At 73.8% G+C, this 16,787-nt stretch carries 13 protein-coding genes, 4 tRNA genes and 1 other RNA gene; 8 read left to right on the top strand and 10 right to left on the bottom strand.

Going from position 1 to position 16,787, the window contains the following annotated elements; translation table 11 throughout:
* The first annotated feature begins 53 nt into the window (after positions 1-53).
* Both ACE1OA_RS16575 and ACE1OA_RS16570 read left to right on the top strand, forming a co-directional pair.
* The gene (locus ACE1OA_RS16575) at positions 54-491 is read left to right on the top strand and encodes a DUF6325 family protein (protein WP_356601407.1); all 438 of its coding nucleotides are present in this window, start codon (positions 54-56) and stop codon (positions 489-491) included.
* 13 nt (positions 492-504) lie between these two features.
* Positions 505-1,950 carry a DUF2252 domain-containing protein gene (locus ACE1OA_RS16570; protein ID WP_384872721.1) on the top strand — a complete coding sequence of 482 codons (1,446 nt, stop codon included), beginning with the start codon at positions 505-507 and terminating at the stop codon, positions 1,948-1,950.
* Position 1,951: 1 nt separating this feature from the next.
* Here the strand turns inward: ACE1OA_RS16570 and ACE1OA_RS16565 are convergent, their stop codons facing one another.
* Together ACE1OA_RS16565 and ACE1OA_RS16560 are read right to left on the bottom strand one after the other, a co-directional pair.
* A complete protein-coding gene (locus tag ACE1OA_RS16565; protein ID WP_384872724.1) occupies positions 1,952-3,250 on the bottom strand; it encodes a chloride channel protein in 1,299 nt (432 codons plus the stop codon).
* 253 nt (positions 3,251-3,503) lie between these two features.
* A tRNA-Ser gene (locus ACE1OA_RS16560) sits at positions 3,504-3,591 on the bottom strand.
* A gap of 108 nt (positions 3,592-3,699) precedes the next feature.
* Here ACE1OA_RS16560 and ffs point away from each other — a divergent pair.
* The 6 genes from ffs to ACE1OA_RS16530 all read left to right on the top strand — a co-directional run bounded on the left by ffs (position 3,700) and on the right by ACE1OA_RS16530 (position 11,867).
* Positions 3,700-3,798, top strand: an RNA gene (ffs, locus tag ACE1OA_RS16555) — signal recognition particle sRNA small type.
* A 36-nt stretch (positions 3,799-3,834) separates the two neighbouring features.
* On the top strand, positions 3,835-5,907 hold the full coding sequence (locus ACE1OA_RS16550; RefSeq protein WP_432752967.1) for a DNA polymerase III subunit gamma and tau: 2,073 nt from the start codon (positions 3,835-3,837) through the stop codon (positions 5,905-5,907).
* Positions 5,908-5,968: 61 nt separating this feature from the next.
* Positions 5,969-7,219 carry a phosphoribosylamine--glycine ligase gene (gene purD, locus ACE1OA_RS16545; RefSeq protein WP_356601177.1) on the top strand — a complete coding sequence of 417 codons (1,251 nt, stop codon included), beginning with the start codon at positions 5,969-5,971 and terminating at the stop codon, positions 7,217-7,219.
* Positions 7,220-7,434: 215 nt separating this feature from the next.
* Positions 7,435-9,240, top strand: a complete 1,806-nt coding sequence (locus ACE1OA_RS16540; protein WP_432752966.1) for a hypothetical protein — start codon at positions 7,435-7,437, stop codon at positions 9,238-9,240.
* Between the two features lie 178 nt (positions 9,241-9,418).
* Positions 9,419-10,879 (top strand): N,N-dimethylformamidase beta subunit family domain-containing protein, encoded by a 1,461-nt coding sequence (locus ACE1OA_RS16535; protein ID WP_356601175.1) that lies wholly within the window; start codon positions 9,419-9,421, stop codon positions 10,877-10,879.
* Between the two features lie 76 nt (positions 10,880-10,955).
* Complete coding sequence (locus tag ACE1OA_RS16530) at positions 10,956-11,867, top strand: phosphoribosylaminoimidazolesuccinocarboxamide synthase (RefSeq protein WP_356601174.1); 912 nt, start codon at positions 10,956-10,958, stop codon at positions 11,865-11,867.
* Between the two features lie 109 nt (positions 11,868-11,976).
* Here ACE1OA_RS16530 and ACE1OA_RS16525 read toward each other — a convergent pair.
* The 8 genes from ACE1OA_RS16525 to ACE1OA_RS16490 form a co-directional block, all read right to left on the bottom strand.
* Positions 11,977-12,052: transfer RNA gene (locus tag ACE1OA_RS16525), tRNA-Gly, on the bottom strand.
* Positions 12,053-12,074: 22 nt separating this feature from the next.
* Positions 12,075-12,683 carry a response regulator transcription factor gene (locus tag ACE1OA_RS16520; protein WP_147978668.1) on the bottom strand — a complete coding sequence of 203 codons (609 nt, stop codon included), beginning with the start codon at positions 12,681-12,683 and terminating at the stop codon, positions 12,075-12,077.
* Entirely contained in the window at positions 12,680-13,906 is a 1,227-nt protein-coding gene (locus ACE1OA_RS16515) for a sensor histidine kinase (protein WP_356601173.1), read from the bottom strand. Before ACE1OA_RS16515 ends, ACE1OA_RS16520 begins: the two co-directional genes overlap by 4 nt.
* A 280-nt stretch (positions 13,907-14,186) precedes the next feature.
* On the bottom strand, positions 14,187-14,948 hold the full coding sequence (locus tag ACE1OA_RS16510) for an ABC transporter permease (RefSeq protein WP_384872741.1): 762 nt from the start codon (positions 14,946-14,948) through the stop codon (positions 14,187-14,189).
* Positions 14,945-15,877 (bottom strand): ABC transporter ATP-binding protein, encoded by a 933-nt coding sequence (locus ACE1OA_RS16505; protein WP_386543316.1) that lies wholly within the window; start codon positions 15,875-15,877, stop codon positions 14,945-14,947. The genes ACE1OA_RS16510 and ACE1OA_RS16505 overlap by 4 nt, the downstream gene beginning before the upstream one ends.
* A gap of 138 nt (positions 15,878-16,015) precedes the next feature.
* Positions 16,016-16,088, bottom strand: a tRNA-Gly gene (locus tag ACE1OA_RS16500).
* A gap of 78 nt (positions 16,089-16,166) precedes the next feature.
* Positions 16,167-16,238, bottom strand: a tRNA-Gly gene (locus ACE1OA_RS16495).
* Between the two features lie 169 nt (positions 16,239-16,407).
* On the bottom strand, positions 16,408-16,761 hold the full coding sequence (locus tag ACE1OA_RS16490) for a histone-like nucleoid-structuring protein Lsr2 (RefSeq protein WP_356601170.1): 354 nt from the start codon (positions 16,759-16,761) through the stop codon (positions 16,408-16,410).
* Between the last annotated feature and the right edge of the window lie 26 nt (positions 16,762-16,787).

Genomic DNA, 16,787 nt, shown 5'->3' with positions numbered 1-16,787 from the left:
GCAGGGGGACCGAACGCACGAGAGGTGACGCCGTGACCGAGCGCATCGACGAGATGGGGCCCATCGACTACGTGGTCGTAGAGTTCCCCGGCAACCGGATGACCGGTGAGGGACTGGGGCACCTGATCGACCTCGTGGACCGCGGCCTCATCCGCATCCTCGACCTGATGTTCATCACCAAGGACACGGACGGCACGGTGGCCGCCCTGGAGCTCACCGACCTCGACGGTGACGGCGAGCTCGACCTCACCGTCTTCGAGGGCGCGCAGTCCGGACTGCTCGGCCAGGACGACCTGGAGGAGGCCGCGGCCGCGGTGGAGCCGGGCAACTCCGCCGGCCTGCTCATCTACGAGAACGTCTGGGCGGCCCCCTTCGCCGCCGCCCTGCGGCGCGGCGGCGCCCAGCTGGTCGCCTCCGGCCGGATCCCCGTCCAGGCCCTGCTCGCCTCGCTCGAAGCGGCGGAGGCGGCGGACGCGGCCGACACTCCCTGAGGCCCCGGCCCCCATGAACGCCAAGAGCTCCAAGGGCAGGAGCGCCGAGAAGCAGGGCCGGCAACGGGCCGGACGGTACGGCACCGAGAAGGAACGGGCGGCGCGCGGCAAGGCCGCCCGGTCCGCCGCGCCCCGCTCCTCGCACGCCGCGTTCACCCCGTCGGCGCAGCGGACGGACCCGGTCGACCTCATCGAGGCCCAGTCGGCGAGGCGGGTCCGGGAACTCGTCCCGATCCGCTACGGAAGGATGAGCGAGTCCCCCTTCCGCTTCTACCGCGGGGCGGCCGCCATCATGGCCGCCGACCTCGCCGGCACCCCGCGCAGCGGGTTCACGGCGCAGCTGTGCGGCGACGCGCACATGCTCAACTTCCGGCTGCTCGCCTCTCCCGAACGCCGCCTGATGTTCGACATCAACGACTTCGACGAGACGCTGCCCGGCCCCTGGGAGTGGGACGTCAAACGGCTCGCCGCCAGCCTGGTCATCGCCGGGCGGGCCAACGGCTTCAGCGCCAGGCAGCGGGCCTCCGTGGTGCGGGCCGCGGTGCGGTCCTATCGGGAGCGGATGCGCGCCTTCGCCGGGCTGGGCAATCTCGACGTCTGGTACACCCGGTTCGAGGCCGACGACCTGCAGCGGCAGTTCGCGCCGGTGCTCGGCTCCGCGGACCGGGACCGCTGGGCGCGCGCCCGGGAACGGGCCCGCGCGCACGACACCCTGCAGGCGTTCGACAAGCTCACCCGGGTCGTCGGCGGCCGGCGGGTGATCGCGTCCGAGCCGCCGCTGCTCGTGCGCCTGGCGGAACTGCTGCCCGACGCCGAGCAGCACGCCCTGGAGAAGCGGATCGGCCGCCTGATCGAGTCCTACGGCCGGAGCCTCTCCTCCGACCGGCGGTTCCTGCTGGAGTCCTACCGGGTGGCGGACGTGGCCCGGAAGGTCGTCGGGGTCGGCAGCGTCGGCACCCGCTGCTGGATCGTGCTGCTCCTCGGCAAGGACGACCGGGACCCGCTCTTCCTCCAGGCCAAGGAGGCCGACGAGTCCGTGCTCGCGCCCTACGCCGGGCCCGGGCCGTTCCGTACCCAGGGCGAACGGGTCGTCGCCGGGCAGCGGCTGATGCAGGCCACCAGCGACATCTTCCTGGGCTGGGAACGCGCCCAGGGCATCGACGGCCGGCGCCGCGACTTCTACGTGCGCCAGCTGCGGGACTGGAAGGGCATCGTCGTCGCCGAGAACCTGTCACCGAAGCGGATGAAGCTGTTCGGCACCCTGTGCGGCGCCACCCTCGCCCGCGCCCACGCCCGGTCGGGGGACCGGATCGCGATCGCCTCCTACCTGGGCGGAGGGGACGTCTTCGACCGCGCGCTGGCGACGTTCGCCGAGTTGTACGCGGACCAGAACGAGAAGGACCACCAGGCGCTGCTCGACGCCGTCCGGGCCGGCCGGGTGCGCGCCGAGTCGGCCTGACTCAGCCCTTCCGGGGCCGGCGGGTCCACGCGGGCTGATCGGGGAACGGCGGGATCTCCGGCCCCTGCGGCAGCAGCTCCACCACGACGAAGGAGATGACCGCGGCCAGCACCACGACCGGGACCGTTTCCACGTTGCCCAGCAGCAGCACGACCAGCACGACGCTGCAGACGGGCACCCGCAGGCCGGCCGTGACGGCCGCCGCCATGCCGACCGCCATGGCCGGGACGAGCCCGAAACCGGGCAGCGGCGCCAGCAGCACGCCGGCCGCCCCGCCCAGGAACAGGGAGGGGAAGACGGGGCCGCCGCGCAGGCTGCCCAGGCAGAGCAGGTAGGCGAGCGACTTGAAGCCGATGACGGCGACGAGCGCGCCCACCGACCAGGCGTGCGGGTCCGCCGCCAGTTCGCCCAGGGCGGCCTGCCCCGACAGGGCGGCGTCCGCCGGCGAACGGCCGGTGGCGACCGCGTACAGGGCGATGCAGCCGGCCGCCCCGAGCGCGCACAGCGTGGTGTTCCGCACGACCCGCCTCGTCACGAAGCCGGCCGCGTAGCGGCCGCCGACGAAGGCCGCGTGGATGAGCAGGGCGACGGCCGGCGCCATCAGCAGCGTCCACAGGACGTCGCCGGTGTCGAGCAGCGGCGCCGGGGGCAGCCCGATGTCGAGGCTCGCGGGCTTGAGGCCGGTCCAGTGGCCGAAGCCGGTGAACACCAGCGCCCCGATCCCGCTGGCCAGCAGCGCGGGCAGCATCAGCGCGAAGAGCTGCGGGCCGCCGACGCCGGCCACCTCCATCAGGAGCACCGCGCCCACGAGGGGGTTGCCGAAGAGCGCCGAGACGGCGGAGGCGGAGCCGGCGGCGCCGAGCAGCATCGTGCCGGCCTTCGTCTCGGGCGCCTTCACGAGGCGCCCGAGGAGCAGGGCGAGTCCGGTGCCCAGGGCGAGCAGCGGAGCCTCGGGCCCCAGGACGGCGCCGAGCGGCAGGCTGAAGAAGGCGGCGAGGACCACCCCGGGAAGCGAGCTCGCGGTGATGCCGCCCGCTTGCAGACCGCGCGCCGGGAGGTGCCCGCCGCGTCCCGGCAGGCGGGAGACGATCAGCCCGACGACCAGGCCCGAGACCAGCAGCAGGGGGAACCCCCACCACCAGGGCGCCTGGTCCCAGCCCAGGTCCCGCGGCCAGTCCGTCCAGATCAGCTGCTCCAGCTCGGTGATCGCGACGAGGAACCAGAACGCGATCAGGGAGACCGGGATGCCGATCAGCCCGCAGAACACCAGGGCCTTGCGGTACTCGGGCCGCCGCAGCATGGCCTGCAGCTCGTCGGCCTCGCGCGGCTGACCCGCCGGTGCGGACGGGTTCGCCGGCGGTTTCGTGGCGGAGATGGGGCCCTCCCGGGATGGGCGACTCGACAGGCGTTCCCCCCATGACTGGCCCGAGGCTATCGGCCCGCCCGCCCATCTCCGGCCGCCACGCCGCCGCGTCGTCCGTGCCGGGCCGGGAAACGAAGAAGGGCCCCGCAGCAAGCTGCGGGGCCCTTCGACATCGTGCCCGGTGAGGCACTGGCGGAGGATACGAGATTCGAACTCGTGAGGGGTTGCCCCCAACACGCTTTCCAAGCGTGCGCCCTAGGCCACTAGGCGAATCCTCCGCGGCAAACAATACAAGACGCTGAGGGGTGCTCGCGAACGTGATCCCGACCGGCTTCCCGAGGTGGGGATCGGGGGATCGAACCGCCCTCGGGATCGGGTACCCTGGGCGCAGCCCCTCACGTGGCGCTATCTGACTGAACTCCCCCAGGGCCGGAAGGCAGCAAGGGTAGGTCGGCTCTGGCGGGTGCGTGGGGGGCGCTTGCGTTCCCGGGTTGTCGGTGGGCGCCTATAACCTCGTAGGCGTGTCGTCTCTCGCGCTGTACCGCCGCTATCGCCCCGAGTCGTTCGCCGAGGTCATCGGGCAGGAGCATGTCACCGACCCGCTGCAGCAGGCCCTGCGGAACAACCGGGTCAATCACGCGTACCTGTTCAGCGGGCCGCGCGGATGCGGAAAGACGACCAGCGCGCGCATCCTCGCCCGCTGTCTGAACTGTGAGCAGGGGCCCACGCCCACGCCCTGCGGGGAGTGCCAGTCCTGCCGGGACCTCGCGCGCAACGGGCCGGGGTCGATCGACGTCATCGAGATCGACGCCGCCTCCCACGGTGGTGTGGACGATGCCCGTGACCTGCGGGAGAAGGCGTTCTTCGGGCCGGCGTCCAGCCGCTACAAGATCTACATCATCGACGAGGCGCACATGGTCACCTCGGCGGGCTTCAACGCCCTGCTGAAGGTGGTCGAGGAGCCGCCGGAGCACCTCAAGTTCATCTTCGCGACCACGGAGCCCGAGAAGGTCATCGGCACGATCCGGTCGCGGACGCACCACTACCCCTTCCGGCTCGTGCCGCCCGGCACCCTGCGGGACTACCTGGGCGAGGTCTGCGGCCACGAGGGCATCCCGGTCGCGGACGGGGTGCTCCCCCTCGTCGTGCGCGCCGGCGCCGGTTCCGTGCGTGACTCGATGTCCGTCATGGACCAGCTGCTGGCCGGCGCCGCCGAGGACGGTGTGACATACGCCATGGCGACGTCCCTCCTCGGCTATACGGACGGGTCGCTGCTCGACTCCGTCGTGGACGCGTTCGCCTCCGGCGACGGCGCGGCGGCCTTCGAGGTCGTGGACCGGGTGATCGAGGGCGGCAACGACCCCCGGCGCTTCGTCGCCGACCTGCTGGAGCGGCTGCGCGACCTGGTCATCCTCGCCGCCGTTCCCGACGCCGCGCAGAAGGGGCTCATCGACGCCCCCGTGGACGTCATCGAACGCATGCAGGCCCAGGCCTCCGTCTTCGGGGCCGCCGAGCTCAGCAGGGCGGCCGACCTGGTCAACAGAGGACTGACCGAGATGCGCGGCGCCACCTCGCCGCGGCTCCAGCTGGAGCTGATCTGCGCGCGCGTGCTGCTGCCCGCCGCCTTCGACGACGAGCGCTCGCTGCTGGCCCGGATCGACCGCCTGGAGCGCGGCGCCGCCGCCGCGCCCGCCCCCGTCTTCGAGTCCGGCGCGCCCGCGCCCGCCCTGGGGTACGTCCCCGGTCCCGAGGCGCACACCCCGATGGCCCCGCCGCCGGTCCCGCAGGCCGCCCCCGTGCCGCCGCCCGCACCGGAGGCACCCGCGCCCGCGCGCCGGACGCAGCCGCCCACCGACGCCCCGCGACCCGGTGCCTGGCCGGGCGCGGCCGCCCCCGGTGCCTGGCCCGGCGCCGCCACGCCCGCGCCGCCCGCCGCGCCCGCACCGGCACCCGCCGCCGCGCAGCCGGCCGCCCCGGCCGCCCCCGCGGGCTCGGCCGGGCAGGGCGCCGCCCAGGTCCGGAACATGTGGCCGTCGATCCTCGAGGCGGTGAAGAACCGCCGCCGGTTCACCTGGATCCTGCTCAGCCAGAACGCCCAGGTCGCCGGTTTCGACGGCACCACCCTCCAGCTCGGCTTCCTGAACGCCGGCGCCCGCGACAACTTCGCGAGCAGCGGCAGCGAGGACGTGCTGCGGCAGGCCCTGGCGGAGCAGTTCAACGTCCAGTGGAAGATCGAGGCGATCATCGATCCCTCGGGTGGCTCCGCGCCGCCGCCCGCCGCGGCCAACTTCGGCGGCCGGCCGCCGGCCCCGCCGGCCCCCGCGCCGTCCTTCCAGCAGGCTCCGCCCCCGGCCGCACCGCCCGCGCACCAGGCTCCCGCCCCGCCCGCCGGGCCCCCGGCCCATCAGCAGTCCCAGCAGTCCGCGTCGGCTCCGTCGGGCCCGCCCGCACGGCAGGCGCCGACGCCCGTCGCGCCCGAGGACGACGTGCCGGAGGAGGACGATCCCGACCTCGTCGACTCCGCGCTGTCCGGTCACGAGCTGATCGTGCGCGAGCTCGGCGCCACGGTTGTGGAGGAATACACGAACGAGTAGGGGCGTCTCGCTCGGTGGCCCGCACAAGGGGCATCCCGGCCCGCGGGCTACCCTGGCTGGCGTGAAGGTCCTCGTCATCGGCGGCGGCGCCCGCGAACACGCCCTGTGCCGCTCTCTCTCCCTCGATCCCGACGTCACCGCTCTGCACTGCGCGCCCGGCAACGCCGGAATCGCGGAGGTCGCCGAGCTGCACCCCGTCGACCCACTGGACGGCGGCGCGGTCGCGCGCCTCGCCACCGACCTGCAGGCGGACCTGGTCGTCGTCGGCCCGGAGGCACCGCTCGTCGCGGGTGTCGCCGACGCCGTCCGCGCGGCCGGCGTCCCCTGCTTCGGCCCGTCCGCGGAAGCCGCGCAGCTGGAGGGCTCCAAGGCGTTCGCCAAGGACGTCATGGCGGGCGCCAACGTGCCCACCGCCCGTTCCTACGTGTGCACCACCGCCGCCGAGATCGACGAGGCGCTCGACGCCTTCGGCGCCCCGTACGTCGTCAAGGACGACGGCCTCGCCGCCGGCAAGGGCGTCGTGGTGACCTCCGACCTGGCCGAGGCCCGCGCCCACGCGCTGGCCTGCGACCGCGTGGTCATCGAGGAGTACCTGGACGGCCCGGAGGTCTCCCTCTTCGCGATCACCGACGGCGTCACCGTCCTCCCGCTGAGCCCCGCGCAGGACTTCAAGCGCGCGCTGGACGGCGACGAGGGACCGAACACCGGTGGCATGGGCGCCTACTCGCCGCTGCCCTGGGCCGACCCCAAGCTGGTCGACGAGGTGATGGGCAGCGTCCTGCAGCCGACGGTCGACGAGCTGCGCCGCCGCGGCACGCCGTTCCAGGGCCTGCTGTACGCGGGGCTGGCGATCACCGGCCGTGGCGTGCGGGTCATCGAGTTCAACGCCCGGTTCGGCGACCCCGAGACGCAGGTTGTGCTGGCCCGTCTGAAGACCCCGCTGGCCGGCGTCCTGCTGAACGCGGCGAACGGCACCCTCGACAACGAGGCGCCGCTCAACTGGCGGGACGAGGCGGCCGTGACCGTGGTCGTGGCCTCGCACAACTACCCCGGCACCCCGCGGACCGGCGACCCGATCGAGGGCCTCGACGAGGTCGCGGCGCAGGACGCCCCGCACGCGTACGTCCTGCACGCCGGCACCCGGCTGGACGGCGACGCGGTCGTCAGCGCCGGCGGACGCGTCCTGTCGGTCACGGCGACCGGCGAGGACCTGACGCAGGCCCGCGAGCGGGCGTACGCGGCGGTCGGCCGGATCCGTCTGGACGGCTCGCAGCACCGGACGGACATCGCGCGCAAGGCCGCGGGAGAGTGAACCCCTTCCCGGCCTGACCGCATCACCTTTGCCCAAAGCCATTCCATCGAGTGACGGCTGAGCCATCCGGATGACGCCCGCCGAAGCCCCAACTAGGGTGCGGCGCAGGCGTTCCGGCACTTGGCCCACCGGCATTGCGATGTCCGTGGCGGGTGCCACAGTGGGGGAGTGAGCAACACCGCCACAGGCAGTCCCGACCAGGGCAGGAGGGGGTGATGTACGGCGTGTCCGGTACCGGTTCGGTTCCCGGCGACGAGATGGGTGCGCGCGCCGCGCGCACCCGGGCCGTCGCCGTGCTCCGCGTCCGCGGCAGGGCGCTGGGCGCCGCGCTGCTCCCCGCCGCCGCGGCCGTGATCCTGTACGCGGGGGGTGTCACCGGCCGGTTCACGGGGGCCGGCTGGGACGCCGCCCGCTGGGTGACGACGGTGCTCGCACTGGTCGTCCTGCTCGCCGCGGCGGCCGTCGCGCTGGTGGTCGCCCGTGCCCGGCCCGCCGTCACGCCGACGGTGGAACTCGCCGAGACCTCGGCCCCCGACCTCTACCGGATGGTCCGGGACCTGGCCGACCGGCTCGGGGTCCCCGCCCCCTCCGCGATAGCCCTGACCCCGGACTGCGACAGCTGGCTGGAGGACCGGACGCATCCGGCGCACCGGGGCGGCCCGCAGGACGCACACCGGTCCGCCGAGGCTCCCGTCCTGGTCATCGGCTCGCCCTTCCTGTGGTGGATGCGGGTCGGCGAGCTGCGGGCGGTCCTTGCCCCCGTCGTCGCCGGGACGGGCCCCGCCGCACAGCCCGACATAGCCGCGGCCCGCCGCTTCGTGCAGGGCCTGGACGCCGCCGTCGCCGCACCCCGCCGGGCCGGGCTCGACCCGGTGAGCCGGCTCGGCGCGCACGGCATCGGCCGGGTCGCCCGGGTGCTGCTGCGCAGCTGCCGCGGCCACGCCCTGGAGATGGAGCGCGGGGTCGCCGCGGCCGGTTCCGAGCGCGCACAGGCTGTGGACTACGGCATCCGGATCGTCGCGCAGGAGCAGGTCGGCCTCGCCTACGCGGGCTGGGACCGGCTGCTCACCCGGGTCGCGCTGCCCGCCTGGCGGATGGGCCGCTGGCCGTCCCGCCTCGACGTCGGGGTGGTCAGCGCCCTCACCGAACTCTCGCGACGCGACCGCCTCGCCGACAACTTCACCACCCGCCTCGGCGAACGGCCGGCCTGCGACCTCCTGGAGGAGCCCGGGGCCGTGGACGAGGCCACCTCGCTGCTGGCCGCCCGGCTCTTCCACGGCGGTCCGGCGGAGAGCGGCCCGGACTGGTCGCCGGTGGACTGGGACCAGTACCCGGAAGAGGTCGTCGACCGCACCTGGCGCGCCGACGCCGCCCGCCTCCACCGGGTCCTCGACCAGCTGGGCGTGCGTGCCGCGGGTCCCGGCCACCCCGCTTCCTCCGACGGGCCGACCCTGACGCGCGTGATGGCCCACCTGGCCCTCCCCTCGGGAGCGGCCGCCCCGCAGGCCGCCGCCACCGAGCTTCGATCCGCCACCGAGCTCACGTCCGCCGCCGAGCCGGACGAGCCCGACGGCCTCCAGGACCCCGCCGGACTCGACGAGCCGGACGAGCCCGCGGCCGCGCACCCCGCCTCCGACGCCCTCGCGGCCGCGCTGACCGCCCAGGTCGCCCGCGAGGACGCCGCCAAGCCCCCGGCGGAGGCGCCGGGCGCGCACGGCGCCGCCTGGGGTGACGACGGGACCGACCCGCTCCCGCTCTTCCCGCTGCAGCCGCCCCGTACCGGGCGCGACCTGCTCGCCGACCACGTGACGGCCATGGTCTGCTGCGCCGCCGTCGACACCGCGGGCGCCGCTCCCGGGCTGGACTGGCTCGACGGCCCGGCGCTCCTCGTCGGCGGCCGGCGGAACACGGACCTGACCGCCCGGGTCCTCGCACTCGTGGAGGACGGCGACCCGGAGCCGCTGCGCGCCTGGCTCACCGAGACCGGCGTCCGCCCCGAGAAGCCCGTCCGCCTCGTCTGAACCACCCGCCCCGGCGGAAGACCGTCTTCCGTTCACGTCAATTCGCGACGAACGGTGACGGAGTGCGTGCGTTATGTGATGTGCTGGGGACCGGCACTGACAAGGGGCCGAAAGAGCCATACACACGACGGCCGAAAACGGTCGCCGACCGACCGGGGGAGTCGAGGGAGGGCGCGGCATGGGGGCGGAGCACATCAGGCGGTGGGAATCGGGCGCGCTCGCCCACGCCGTCTCGGACCCCTTCGGCCAGGGCCCGCTGCCCTGGCTGCGCGGGTCGGAGAACTACTTCGACGACACGGGCCAGGTCGTCCCCTGGTACGCCGACGCCGCCCTGGCCCGCGGGGCCGGGGGCGGGCCCCGTACCGCCGACGACGTCCGCAGCCAGATCAAGGGCTTCGCCTCCGTCGGAGCGGCGGCCCCCGGCGAGGCGATCGACTTCCACATCACGGTGGACCCGCCGCAGCAGTTCTCGGTCGACGTCTACCGGATCGGCCACTACGCGGGCGACGGCGCCGCCAAGATCACCACCAGTCCGCGGCTGTCCGGGATCGTCCAGCCGGCCCCCCTCGCCGCGGACCGGACCGTCTCCTGCCACCACTGGTGGCAGTCCTGGCGCCTCCAGATCCCGTCCTACTGGTCGATCGGCGCCTACGTCGCCGTCCTCACCACCGCCGACGGCTACCGCTCCCACATCCCGTTCACGGTCCGCGACGACCACCCGGCCGATCTGCTCCTGGTGCTGCCGGACGTGACCTGGCAGGCGTACAACCTGTACCCGGAGGACGGCCGCACCGGTGCCAGCCTCTACCACGCGTGGGACGAGCAGGGCCGGCTCCTCGGCGAGGAGGACGCGGCCACGACGGTCTCCTTCGACCGCCCCTACGCGGGCGCGGGACTGCCCCTGCACGTCGGCCACGCCTACGACTTCATCCGCTGGGCCGAGCGCTACGGATACGACCTCGCCTACGCCGAGACCCGTGACCTGCACGCCGGCCGGGTCGACCCCACCCGCTACCGCGGCCTGGTCTTCCCCGGCCACGACGAGTACTGGTCCGTCCCCATGCGCCGGACGGTCGAGCTGGCCCGCGAGCAGGGCACGTCCCTCGTGTTCCTCTCCGCCAACACCATGTACTGGCAGGTGGAGCTCGGCCCCTCGCCGTCCGGGGTCCCGGACCGGCTGCTGACCTGCCGCAAGCGCCGCGGCCCCGGCCGCCCGGCGCTGTGGCGCGAGATCGACCGCCCCGAGCAGCAGCTGCTCGGCATCCAGTACGCGGGCAGGGTGCCCGAACCGCACCCGCTCGTGGTGCGGAACGCCGAGCACTGGCTCTGGGAGGCCACCGGCGCCGGGGACGGCGACGAGATCCCGGGCCTGGTCGCCGGCGAGGCCGACCGCTACTTCCCGCGGACGGCGCTCCCCGAGCACGAGGGCCGGATCCTGCTCGCCCACTCGCCGTACACGGACGGCGAGGGAGCGCTGCGGCACCAGGAGACCTCCCTCTACCGGTCCCCGTCGGGTGCCTGGGTCTTCGCCTCCGGCACCTTCGCCTGGTCGCCCGCCCTGGACCGCCCGGGCCACGTCGACGCGCGGATCCAGCGCGCCACGGCGAACCTGCTCGACCGCATCTGCAAGAGGGACTGAGCGGGCCCGGGCACCGACCCCGCGTCCGGGTGCGAGAGAATCGAAGCGCTCCTGGATCAACCTACGCGGAGGAACCGTGTCCGGATTCGTAGAAAAGCCCGAGCCTGTTCAGGTCCCGGGCCTGACCCACCTCCACACGGGCAAGGTGCGTGACCTCTACCGGAACGAGGCCGGCGACCTCGTCATGGTGGCAAGCGACCGCATGTCCGCATACGACTGGGTGCTGCCGACCGAGATCCCCGACAAGGGCCGCGTCCTGACCCGGCTCTCGCTGTGGTGGTTCGACCTGCTGAAGGACCTGGTCCCGAACCACGTCCTGTCCACCGAACTGCCGGCCGGCGCCCCGGCCGACTGGGCGGGCCGCACCCTGGTCTGCAAGTCGCTGGAGATGGTCCCGGTCGAGTGTGTCGCCCGTGGCTACCTGGCCGGCTCCGGCCTCGTCGAGTACCGCGCGTCCCGCACGGTCTGCGGCCTCGCCCTGCCCGAGGGCCTGACCGACGGTTCCGAACTGCCCGCGCCGATCTTCACGCCGGCCACGAAGGCCGCCGTCGGCGACCACGACGAGAACGTGCCGTACGAGGAGGTCGCCCACCAGGCCGGTGCGGAGACCGCCGCACTGCTGCGTCAGACGACCCTCGCCGTGTACGGCCGGGCCCGGGACGTGGCCCGCGAGCGCGGGATCATCCTCGCCGACACCAAGTTCGAGTTCGGCTTCGAGGCCACCCCGGAGGGCCGGACGCTCGTCCTCGCCGACGAGGTCCTCACCCCGGACTCCTCCCGCTTCTGGCCCGCCGCGAGCTGGGAGCCGGGACACGCCCAGCCGTCGTACGACAAGCAGTTCGTCCGCGACTGGCTGACGTCGCCTGCCTCCGGCTGGGACCGGGCGAGCGAGCAGCCCCCGCCGGAGCTCCCGCAGGAGATCGTCGACGCGACCCGCGCCAAGTACATCGAGGCGTACGAACTCCTGACCGGCACCACCTGGTCCTAGCCCGGAAGTGCGTCTCGTCGATCCTGCCGTGCCCGGCGCGATCGGCGAGGCGCGCCGCGCCCCGGGCACGAAGAAGCCCCCCGGTCCGAGGACCGGGGGGCTTCTTCCATGGAGCGGACGACGAGATTCGAACTCGCGACCCTCACCTTGGCAAGGTGATGCTCTACCAACTGAGCCACGTCCGCATGCGCCGTAGCGCGGGGCCAACTATACCCAACCTTTCTCCCGTGCGAGACGCACCGCCGTGTGACGGTTCTCGGCGCCGAGCTTCGCGGCCGCCGACGAGAGGTAGTTGCGGACCGTCCCGGGGGACAGGGCGGCCCGCGCGGCGATCTCCGCGACGGGTGCCCCGTCGGCCGCGAACTCCAGCACCTCGGCCTCCCGCGCGGTGAGCGGGGAGTCCCCGGCGGAGATCGCGTCGGCCGCCAACTCCGGGTCCACGTAGCGGTTTCCGGCGTGCACGGTGCGGATGATCTCGGCCAGCCGCTGGGCGCTGACGGTCTTGGGCACGAAGCCCCGCACCCCGGCCGCGAGGGCCCGCTTCAGATGGCCCGGACGGCCGTGACCGGTCACGATCATGGTTCGGCAGTCGGGGAGTTCCTCGCGCAGGGATGTGGCGACCCTCACACCGTCCGCCCCCGGCATCTGCAGGTCCAGCACCGCGACATCGGGCCGGTGGGCCCGCGCCATGGCGAGCGCCTCGGGGCCGGTGGCGGCCTCGGCGACGACCACGAGATCGTCCTCGAGCCCGAGCAACGCGGCGAGCGCGCCCCGGATCAGGTGCTCGTCGTCGGCGAGCAGCACGCGCACGGTCATGCCGCCGCCCCCTTCCGCGGTACGGGCACGGTGGCCGTCACCCGGAACGTGCCGCCGTCCTCCGGGCCCGCCCGGAGGGTCCCGTCCACCGCCGCCAGCCGCTCCCGCAGCCCCGCGAGACCCGAACCGTGCCCCATCACGAAGCCCTCTCCCACGCCGTCGTTCTCCACGGTCAGCAGCACCGAACCGTCCTTTCCCGCAAGCGAGATCGTGCAGCGCGAGGCGTCCCCGTGCCGCAGTACGTTCGTCGTGGTCTCCCGAACCACCCAGCCCAGCGCCGCCTGGACGCGTTCGGGCAGCCCGTCGGTCACCGGGCCGATCGCGCACGCGATCCCGGCCGCGCCCAACACGCCCCGCGCGCCCTCCAGTTCCACCCGCAGGTCGGCCTCCCGGTAGCCGCGCACCACGTCCCGGACCTCGCGCTGCGACTGCCGGGCGATCCGCTGCACCTCGGTCATCTGGTCCACCGCCTCGGGGCGTCCGCGCCGGGCGAGCTGCACGGCGAGTTCGCTCTTGAGAGCGATGACCGAGAGGTTGCGGCCCATGACGTCGTGCAGGTCGCGGCCGAAGCGCAGGCGCTCCTCGGCGACGGCGAGCCGCGCCTGCAGGTCCCGGGAGCGCTCCAGTTCGCCGACGATCCCGAGCAGCCAGGAGGAGAAGCCGCTCGCCGTACCGAACCCGCCCCCGCCGATCAGTACGCCGACACCGCAGCCGACGGCCGTGGGCGCTCCGTGGCCGAAGGCGGCGACGGCGACGCCGGTGGCGCAGGCGGCGATCAGGACGGCGTACAGCATGTGCCGCACCCGGCGCAGGCCCAGCAGCAGCGTGCCGGCGCCGAAGGCGGACAGGGCGGTCACCAGGCCCATGCCGACCGACGGATCGGTGGTGGCACCGGCCGTGTGCAGGGTGAGGACGGTCAGGTCCGCGACCGCCGTGCCCGCGGCCAGGGCGACGGCGAGCCGGACCGGACGGTCACGCTTCCCGACGGTCCAGTCCAGGGCGCGGGACGCGAACACCGCGCACAGCACGGCGTGTGCGCAGCAGATCAGGAGCATCGCGACGGCGATGCCGGGGCGCAGCGCGGCCGAGGAGGCGGCGGAGAGCGGGATCCCGGCGAGGGCGACGATCTCGAGGGGAGCGAAGAGGTGGAACGTCCACCGGGTGTACAGCTCCACCTTGGCCGCGCTGCTGCGGCCCACCCACCATCCGGTCAACCTGGACACCCGTCCGGCCCTCCCCTGGATCCCCTCGGTCGTCGAAGTCCCGCCCCGGCGCCCCGAATCATGGGAGGCCTGATCGACAGGACGCCCCCCAAGAGCTGTCCCATCATCCCCGGCGGGCGCACGACGCCGGCTACGGCCCTCCCCCAGCCTTCGGCCGGGGGTGCCCCCACGCTGCGTTGTCGGATCGCCCGAATACACCCAGCATGAGAGCGACCCTCCGCCTTGCGATGCCCCGCATCCGACGCCGTGCGCCAACCCACCGCGGATCACGGGACAGCCCTTAGCGACGCGGTTCCCAGCGGAACCACCGTCGGACAGCAAACACGGTGATCCCGCCCCAGGCCAGTGTGGTGAGCGCGGCGGTGACCAGCGCGCCGGTGTCGTCGGCCCCGAACCAGCCGGCCCGGACGAACTCCATGACCCCGCTCATCGGCAGCAGCGCGCAGACCGTCTCGAGGACGTCCGGCAGGGCCTCGCGGGGCACGAACATCCCCGAGCCCATGGAGGAGACCAGGAAGAGCGGCAGGGTGGTCAGTCCCGCGCTCTCGACATTGCGGGTGATGACGGTGGTCAGCGCGGCCAGGCCGCCGAGCAGGGCCACCGCGGCCACCAGGCCGAGCAGCAGCAGGTCGGGCCGTCGCGGGGCGTGGACGTCCAGGGCGAGCACGCCGCCGACGGCCAGCACGACGCACTGGGCGAGGGCGATGGCGGCGGACGGCAGCGCGGCGCCGCCGAGGATCTCCAGGTCGCTCGCCTCGCCCGTACGCAGCCGCTTGAGCACCAGCTCCTCGCGGCGGGCCACGTACGCCGAGACCAGGCCCATGTAGACGACGAGAAGGAGCACCATGCCCGTGCCGCCGACGAGGGTGGCACCGGCGACGCCTCCGGACACGCCTTCGGCCGTCTGCGTGACCGATGACCGCAGTACCAGGATCATCAGCAAGGGCATCAGCAGGGCGATGAAGAGGTTGTTCCTGTTCCGCCCGAGCAGGGTGAGTTCGGCGCGCCCGAGGGCGGTGAGCCGGGTGAGGGTGGCGTTCATCGGGCACCTTCGAGGTCGGTGGGGGCGGGGGTGTCCACGGTGGAGGCGATCTCCAGGAAGGCCTCCTCGAGGGAGGCCGAGCGGGCGTCGAGCCGGTCGAGCCGTACGCCGGCGTCGCCCGCCCAGGCCAGGAGCGCGGCGAGGTCGTCCTGGAGGGCGTGGGTCCGGATCTCCACGCGACGGCCGTCGGCCGCGGCCTTCAGGCCGAGGGGCAGATGCCCGGGCTCGATCCCGCCGGGCAGGACGAAGCGGATCCGGGCGGGGCGGGCCGCGGTGACCTCGGACGGTGTGCCGGAGAGGACGATCCGGCCGCTGTGCATGATCGCGAGCCGGTCGGCCAGGGACTCGGCCTCCTCCAGGTAGTGCGTGGTCAGCAGGACGGTCGTGCCGCCGTCCCGCAGGGACCGCACCAGGTCCCAGGTGTCGCGCCGGCCCTCGGCGTCGAGGCCGGTGGTGGGCTCGTCGAGGAAGAGGACCTCGGGCCGGCCGAGCAGCGCGAGCGCCAGGTCGAGGCGCCGCCGCTCGCCGCCGGAGAGCTGCTTGATCCGTACCTTGCCGCGGGCGCCGAGGCCGACCGCCTCCAGGGCCTCCGCGGTGGGTCGGGGGGCGGTGGTGCAGCCCGCCCACATGCGGACGGTCTCGGTCACGGTCAGGTCGGAGGGGAAGCCGCCCTCCTGGAGCATGATCCCGATGCGGGGGCGGACGGCGGCCCGTTCGCGGTACGGGTCGTGGCCGAGGACGCGGACGGCGCCGCCGCTGGGGGCGGCGAGCCCCTCCAGGAGCTCGACCGTGGAAGTCTTGCCCGCCCCGTTCGTCCCCAGCAGAGCGAAGATCTCGCCGCGGGGGACGGCGAAGGAGATCCCGTCGACGGCGGAGAAGCCGCCGGCGTAGGTGCGGCGCAGTGCGTCGGCCTCGATCACGTTGGTCATGTCCTCAGCCTTCCGGCGGAGGGGGCGGCTCGGCAGTGCGCGCTGTCATCACCGGGCATGACAAATGTCAGGAGGCCGGACGGCGCGGGCGGACATGACGAAGGCCCCGGTTCCTGAGAACCGGGGCCTTCGCTCCTGAGCGGACGACGAGATTCGAACTCGCGACCCTCACCTTGGCAAGGTGATGCTCTACCAACTGAGCCACGTCCGCATGCCTCCGACCGGCTTCACCGGGCGGTGCGAGCACCACTCTACCTGATCCACCGGAGTGGTCGGTAATGCGATGCAGAGCGGGTGACAGGAATTGCACACTGCGCCTTCCCCCTGGAAGGGGGATGTTCTACTACTGAACTACACCCGCACGCTGCGTGAGGTTCGGCCCTGCGGCCTCGCCCCTCGGCGTGATCCAGACTCTAGCCGATCGGCGGGGGTGCAATGCAAATCCGTTCCCGGCGCCAGGTCGGCGCCGCGCGCGGGGGCGGGGTCGCCACCCGCCCTCCGGGCCCGCCCGCCGGGCCGCCCGGCCCCGCTCAGCCGGCCTGGCGGAACGCCTCGTAGACCCGCTTCGGGATCCGGCCGCGGGCCGGTACCTCCATCTTGTGGGACTGGGCCCAGGCGCGGACCGCCGCCGGGTCCGGGGCGAGCGCGGTGTGCTTGTACGCGTCGACGGGAGTGCCCGCACCGCCGGACCGCCCGGCCGCCGCCCGGCCCGTCTGCTTCCGGCCGGCCGCGAGGTAGGGGGCCAACGCGGTGCGCAGTTTCTCTGCATTGGCGGGATTCAGGTCGATCTCGTACGTCTTCCCGTCGAGGCCGAACGCAACCGTTTCCGCCGCTTCTCCACCGTCGATGTCGTCGAAGAGAGTGACCACCACACGCTGAGCCACGGATATCGGTCCTTTCCTGCGGTCCG

It is taken from the genome of Streptomyces sp. JL2001 (assembly GCF_050917515.1).
GTDB lineage: Bacteria > Actinomycetota > Actinomycetes > Streptomycetales > Streptomycetaceae > Streptomyces.
This window is presented reverse-complemented; position numbering and strand designations above follow the sequence as displayed.

Coding starts and splice junctions, on each gene's coding strand:
- ACE1OA_RS16540 (WP_432752966.1), top strand. CDS start 7,435: ATGTACGGCGTGTCCGGTACCGGTTCGGTTCCCGGCGACGAGATGGGT.
- ACE1OA_RS16570 (WP_384872721.1), top strand. CDS start 505: ATGAACGCCAAGAGCTCCAAGGGCAGGAGCGCCGAGAAGCAGGGCCGG.
- ACE1OA_RS16510 (WP_384872741.1), bottom strand. CDS start 14,948: ATGAACGCCACCCTCACCCGGCTCACCGCCCTCGGGCGCGCCGAACTC.
- ACE1OA_RS16575 (WP_356601407.1), top strand. CDS start 54: ATGGGGCCCATCGACTACGTGGTCGTAGAGTTCCCCGGCAACCGGATG.
- ACE1OA_RS16505 (WP_386543316.1), bottom strand. CDS start 15,877: ATGACCAACGTGATCGAGGCCGACGCACTGCGCCGCACCTACGCCGGC.
- ACE1OA_RS16565 (WP_384872724.1), bottom strand. CDS start 3,250: ATGCTGCGGCGGCCCGAGTACCGCAAGGCCCTGGTGTTCTGCGGGCTG.
- ACE1OA_RS16535 (WP_356601175.1), top strand. CDS start 9,419: ATGGGGGCGGAGCACATCAGGCGGTGGGAATCGGGCGCGCTCGCCCAC.
- ACE1OA_RS16520 (WP_147978668.1), bottom strand. CDS start 12,683: ATGACCGTGCGCGTGCTGCTCGCCGACGACGAGCACCTGATCCGGGGC.